Source organism: Gracilimonas sp., assembly GCF_035704785.1.
Taxonomy (GTDB): domain Bacteria; phylum Bacteroidota; class Rhodothermia; order Balneolales; family Balneolaceae; genus Gracilimonas.
Genome location: NZ_DASSWP010000145.1, coordinates 1 through 6,209 on the forward strand (window position 1 = coordinate 1; position 6,209 = coordinate 6,209).

The following is a 6,209-nucleotide window of genomic DNA, read 5'->3' on the forward strand; positions in this document are numbered from 1 at the left end:
CCAACAATCAGATTTGGATTAATCACATCCCGGTACATCCTTCCTTTTAGTTCACCTATAGCATGATAAGCTTCAGTGATGAGCTTCAAAGGAGGAAGAACATCCTTTTCAGGAGGCAACAGAGGCAGATTGTGGTACTTAATTTTTTCCATATTCTAATGCGTTGTATTATAAAATATCTTATTCTAATATATATTGTTTCATTAGAATAAGGAAATCTATATTCCAATGGACTGGAATAAGCGTTGGTTGTGCTTGTCAAACAATCGGTCAGACGGACTTGGAGCCGTTAGACCGGAGTGCCTGAAATTAAACTCCGAACCCGACCTGACGGCTGATTCTACGGCCATACTCTCAAATCCTGTAAAGAGCCGTCTGATCGATGAATTAGGGCCAAACTGTTGGCAAAATTAATTCTCCTGTCAAGCCACCAGCTCCTCATTCATCTCCTCAATAATGTCATCCATCTCATCCCCGAATAGCTGGTACATTTTCCCAACCCCGCCTTTAGCATCAAAGGGTGCATAATCCAGATCGTCTTTACTGAAATGAACGGAGGTGGCAATATGGTCTTTGATCATCCTTAGCCAATTCATCTGTTCTTCACTGAACTTGGGCTTACCGGCATGTTTGCCAAAAATCCAGTCCTGAAAGTTCTTATTAACGGTTTTATCGTAAGGGGTAAGCCGCTTATCAATACCCGAAGCGTTACGAATCAGTGATACCAATGCCATAAGTTCGTTTTTAGGGGAAGTGCCATTACCCCCCTCCACCTGCTCCCAGGCATTCCAAACATTCAGCGGAGCCATCTGAGGCTTCTTTTGCTTAATCAAATCCAGGACTTCCTTCATCATCTTAAAGGTCACCTCTCGGCGCCGGTACGGTTCATTATAGAAAATGGAGAGAGCTGCAATTTCATCTTTGTGCTCCTCCAGAAATGCCTTAAAGTTTTCGACCAGAGTTTCTGCCTGCTTCTTTTGTTCTTTATCCCATCCGGCATAGGTGACCTCATCGGTATTCACTACATCAATGATCTGTTCTTTGATCTTTCGAACATTGTCGATGTAATCAATGATATCACCGGTAAAAGTAGAAGAGGCTTTCTCAATGAGTTGTTTTCTGGCTTCACCGGGTTCAATCCCCTTGCTTTCTGACAGATCCTCTACGGCATCCGGGTTGAAGGCATCGAGGAGTTCATGTGTTACCCGGTTGATGGTTTTCCCGGTTTTCTCTTTGAAGTCTTTTTTATCACTGTCATCCAGTTGCTGTTCAAGCCGGGCAAGTCGGTTGGCTGCCGAGGTATAGAAATCTTCATCTTCGCTACCCATCATAATGCCCATCAAAAGATCTTTCAGTGGAACGGTTCTCTTACGTTCCAGCGGACGGCTATCGGTTTTCACGGATTTAGTCACCCCAACCGCATCCACAATCACAAAATGGGTTTTATCGGTCTTGGCAGAGGGGGTAACTTTGATCAGTCCTTCTTTATCGAGCGTTCGGGTACCGCGACCTTTCATCTGCTCAAAATAGTTCCGGCTCTTCACATCCCGCATAAACAGCAGGCACTCCAGCGGTTTCACATCCGTACCGGTGGCAATCATATCCACCGTAACCGCAATTCTTGGGTAATACTCATTTCGAAACTGTGCCAGTACTGATTTCGGATCTTCCTCAATCTTATAGGTCACCTTCTTACAGAACTCATTGCCTTCCGCAAATTCCTCCCGCACCATTTGGATGATGTCATCGGCATGACTGTCAGTTTTGGCAAAGATGAGGGTTTTGGGGATTTCTGTCCTTCCAGGGAATATTTCAGGCAGCTTATTTTTAAATGCCTTAATGATGTTGCGAATCTGACTGGGGTTAACAATGTCTTTATCCAAGGAAGTGCTGGTATATTCCACCTCATCCTCCAGCTGTTCCCACCGGGTTTTACGGGTAAGCTTTTCCCGCTTATCCACAAACTCTTCGGCTTCAATTTTAGCCCCTTCCTTGCTAATCTTCGTTTCTATGGTGAAGACATCATACCCTACATTCACTCCATCTGCTACGGCTTTTTCATGAGAATATTCACTGACCACATTTTCGTTGAAGAAGGCGAAGGTTCGTTTATCAGGAGTAGCGGTAAGCCCAACCAAGAAACTGTCAAAGTAATCGAGCACCTGTTTCCACAAGTTGTAGATCGAACGGTGACATTCATCAATGACGATAACATCAAAAAACTCAATCGGGATCTTTTCATTATACACTACCGGCAGCGGTTCATCCGGCATATACCTTTCATTCGGATTTTCTTCATCAACCGAATCATCAACTTCTTCCCCTTTCATCATAGAGTAAAGCCGCTGAATAGTACTGATGGTCACCTTATTATCAGGGGCGATATAACTGGATTGCAATCTCTGAACGGGATACAGCTCTGTGAATTTACGATTGTCATCGGAGGGGGTGTACTGCATAAACTCCTGCTCGGCCTGTTCCCCAAGATTCTTCGTATCCACAAGAAACAGCACCCGTTTTGCACCTGCATGTTTTAGCAACCGATAAATGGTGGTGATAGCTGTGAAAGTCTTACCCGACCCGGTAGCCATCTGTACCAATGCCTTTGGTCGGGCTTCATTAAAAGACGTATCAAGGTTATTGATTGCTGTAACCTGGCATTCACGTAACCCCTCAACATTTAACTCCGGCAAATCCTGAAGCCGATCCCGAAGTGACCGCTGTTCTGTTCTTTTAATCAGGGTTTTCGGGCGATGGAAAGAAAATACTTCACGGGCTCTTGGCTTGGGATCTCGCTGATCTGTAAACCGTGTGATCTCTCCGGTGCTTTCATACAGAAAAGGGATCTCCACTTCCCCAAAGTGTTTCAGTTCGCTGGTTGCATATCGGGTGGACTGTTCTTCTACTTTGGAAATACGGTGCGCTTCATCTTCCCGTTTTGCCTCAATCACTCCAACGGGCTTTTTATCCACCAGTAGCATATAATCGGCTGGTCCACTGTCTGTAGGATATTCCCGAACGGCAATTCCTGAACCGGCTTTAAAATCAATTTTCCTGTAATCCTGAACTACCCAACCGGCTTGTTCCAGCATCCGGTCGATTTTATTTCTGGCTTTTTGTTCAGGATTTAAGTTGGCATCTGCCATGTACCCTTAGTTTATAAGATAATGGTTTAACTATGGTTGGATAGTAAAGAAAATGAAAGTAGAATGGAAATGGAAAGCAATAATCAAATCATCAAAGATTAGAATGAGAACCCCTGCCCTTTACATTAAATTGAAATTTGATGTGAAACCCTTCTCCCCCAACAAGTTCATATGTAGCGCCAATCTGACTTAACAGCGTTTTTATAAGGGTGACACCCAGGGTATTTGATGATTTGAAGAAGTCTTTATCTACCCCTTTGCCATTATCAGAATACTCCGCTTTTATCATATCATTTTCTTCAAATAAACGGATGGAGATCTCTCCTTTCTTTCCCTCATCAAAAGCATGTTTGAATGAATTCGTGATAAGCTCATTCAACAAAAGGCCTAAAGGAATAGCCTGATTTATATTCAACCTCTTGGTCTCAAAACGGTGACTGATCACGACCTCTTGTTCCTGAGAGTCAAACATAGTCCGAATACGATCGATCAGCTTGATTGCATATTCTTCAAAGGTGATTTCAGTGAAATTATCTGTGTTGTACAGCAACTCATGTACACCCGCGATCGAATACATCCGGTTTTGAGTTTCCTTCAGAATCATTTTCAGCTTTTCGCTTTCCAATCCTTGTTTTTGTAATTCGATCAAACCTATAATTATCGCGAGGTTATTTTTTACTCGGTGATGAACTTCGGAAAGCAGTACTTCTTTTTCATGCACTGAATTTTCCAGCTTTTCCCGATATTCCTTTTCAACTGTGATGTCTTCAAGTGTTACCAGCATTAGTTGTCCGTACACTTTGTCTTCCACCATTCGGCCTACATTTAATCTTAGATACACCTGTGAACCATCCTTACGTGTACGTACGATTTCCTTATTCCTTAAACCTCCGTCTTTCATAATATCGGCCATCAGCTTTTTATACTCTTCTTTCTTTTCATCCGCAACATGAGGCATAAAATGGCCTAAAACTTCTTCTTTACTCCATCCTAACAATTCTTCGGCAGCTTTATTCCAGAAATCGGTTACTGTTCCTTCACTATCAATAGCATAGATAGCCATCGGAGATGACCCAATAAGAGCCCTGATCTTCTCATTGGCATTGTTGGCTTCTCTTTGTGCAGAATAAGCCGTCTGCATAAAGAAGAAAAGCACAGAGGCCAAAACACTGAGCAATATTCCGAGTACAAGGTTTAGATTTAAACCCCAATCTGACTGCTCGGATTCATAGATCCTATTCGGAACTAAAGAGAAGGCCCAGTTTCCTGAATTTAAGTTTGCTCTTCTCAGAGGAATAGTACTTTCAAATTTCTTTTTAGAATTGACTGAGGGCTTCTCACCACTTTCATAGAATATCACGCCATTTTCGTCTTTTAATGTGACATGGTATTGATCTAGCCCTTCCATGATAGCATTAAATTGTTGCGCAAAATCCATTGCCGCGGTAATAGTACCCTGAAATTTACCTTCAAAATAAACAGGAGCATCCACCAGAAAAGCACTTGGCCCCTGCACCAGTTCTAACCAATGAGTAAAATTTATATGTGACTGGTCTCTTGCTCTCTCCCAGTCAGAACGACGATAATCCAAATTTGAGATGTCTAATCCAATGGCTTCTTCGTTGCCTTCCATCGGTTCCACTCTCTGAATAATCATATTCGTATCAATCCACTCTACTAACAAAAAGGAAGGATTCTGATCTATGATCAAAGAAGCATCATACTCCCAATATTCAAAATAATCTCCATTTGTTATCTCGAGCCGGCTCTTTAAGTTTTCAAGTGTATTAATACTCCCGAGAACTCTTTTTTGAAATTGCTGAACCAACAATTCTCCGGTCTCATTTATATTTACCGCCCTCGATGCTTCTGTTTTTTGATGATTTTGATACCACATCAATACCACCGATAAACTCAAGAAAAGACCCAGCAGTATTGAGCTTAAAACCCTGTATTTCTTTTTATATAAATTCAATCTTTTTTTCGAGAGTTAGATTAGCCGTACTCAACAGAATAAAGCTCATAAGCTTGTGCTTCAGAAATACTTGTTAAAAACTATTTTAACAACATTAATTTACGCGTTTCGGCCCTGCCTTCTACTATTATGCGGTAAATATATACACCACTTGCCCAATCATCGGCTTGTACGCGGTGCACATTACGCCCACGGCTTTGCTCGCCATCAACAACGGTTTGTACCAGTTTGCCAACCATGTCAAAGATCTGAAGTTTTACATAGGAATTCTGAGGAAGTTTGTATGAAATATTTGTGTAGGGATTGAATGGATTTGGGTAGTTTTGTTCAAGCTCCACTACTCTGTTCTCCTCCAGCGCATCGCCTTTTAGTGTGATCAAAATAGGATTTTCTCTAATGGCATCGTTATGATAAATACGGATATTAACTGAATCTTTTCGGGCAGATTGTGGACGATATGTTACCTGGATCTCCTGACTTTCACCCGGTTCAAGATTCAGAAATATAGAACCGTTGCTGTTATCCAATAAAAAGGCAGAGTTTTGGGAAGATAAGTCAACCCGAGCCACAAGTGCATTTTCTGAATCGATACTGTTACTGATCACAATAGTGGTATCGAGGCGGTTATTGACGTTTGTAACTCCAAAATCGATCTCTGTATCATCCACTTCAACTATGGCTTCAGCACCCAGCAATGCAAAACAACCGCCACCGAGTGGCCAGCCTGTGTCTGCAAAAATTCCACACATTACGGGGCCCGGGGAGTGAATGGCAAATGCGTTGTCGATTCGGGGGCGCATCAGGGCATTTTCAGTATTTGTAAATGTTGCCTGATCCAAATGAGAGTAACTGGAACCGCCCTCCCAGATCGGCGGGGCATAGATAGGAACGGGAAGATTTTCATAGGCTTCATTAGCCTGATCGCCGATAAAGAACAATCCGCCACTGTTTCCGGTTACAGCATTATATAGCGCATTGGATGGATTGGGGTAAACATTTTCATTGATCACAGATCGACTAAATCCATCTTCAATAAATGTATCATAAATAAACGGACGAATCGGATCATTACCCAGCCCCCATTGAGC

Annotated in this window: 4 protein-coding genes; 1 reads left to right on the plus strand and 3 read right to left on the minus strand. The window is 42.4% G+C overall.

From position 1 onward, the window contains the following. The first annotated feature begins 228 nt into the window (after window positions 1-228). Window positions 229-414 carry a hypothetical protein gene (locus tag VFM80_RS08630; RefSeq protein ID WP_395071425.1) on the plus strand — a complete coding sequence of 62 codons (186 nt, stop codon included), beginning with the start codon at window positions 229-231 and terminating at the stop codon, window positions 412-414. A gap of 8 nt (window positions 415-422) precedes the next feature. On the opposite strand, the gene VFM80_RS08635 is transcribed toward VFM80_RS08630, so the two are convergent. The 3 genes from VFM80_RS08635 to VFM80_RS08645 form a co-directional block, all read right to left on the minus strand. Continuing rightward, window positions 423-3,146 carry a type I restriction-modification enzyme R subunit C-terminal domain-containing protein gene (locus VFM80_RS08635; RefSeq protein ID WP_395071426.1) on the minus strand — a complete coding sequence of 908 codons (2,724 nt, stop codon included), beginning with the start codon at window positions 3,144-3,146 and terminating at the stop codon, window positions 423-425. A gap of 91 nt (window positions 3,147-3,237) precedes the next feature. Further along, a complete protein-coding gene (locus VFM80_RS08640) occupies window positions 3,238-5,121 on the minus strand; it encodes a histidine kinase dimerization/phosphoacceptor domain -containing protein (RefSeq protein WP_395071427.1) in 1,884 nt (627 codons plus the stop codon). Window positions 5,122-5,201: 80 nt separating this feature from the next. After that, window positions 5,202-6,209 (minus strand): T9SS type A sorting domain-containing protein (locus tag VFM80_RS08645; RefSeq protein ID WP_395071428.1); only part of this gene is annotated, 1,008 nt, incomplete at its 5' end.

Coding starts and splice junctions, on each gene's coding strand:
- VFM80_RS08630 (WP_395071425.1), top strand. CDS start 229: ATGGACTGGAATAAGCGTTGGTTGTGCTTGTCAAACAATCGGTCAGAC.
- VFM80_RS08635 (WP_395071426.1), bottom strand. CDS start 3,146: ATGGCAGATGCCAACTTAAATCCTGAACAAAAAGCCAGAAATAAAATC.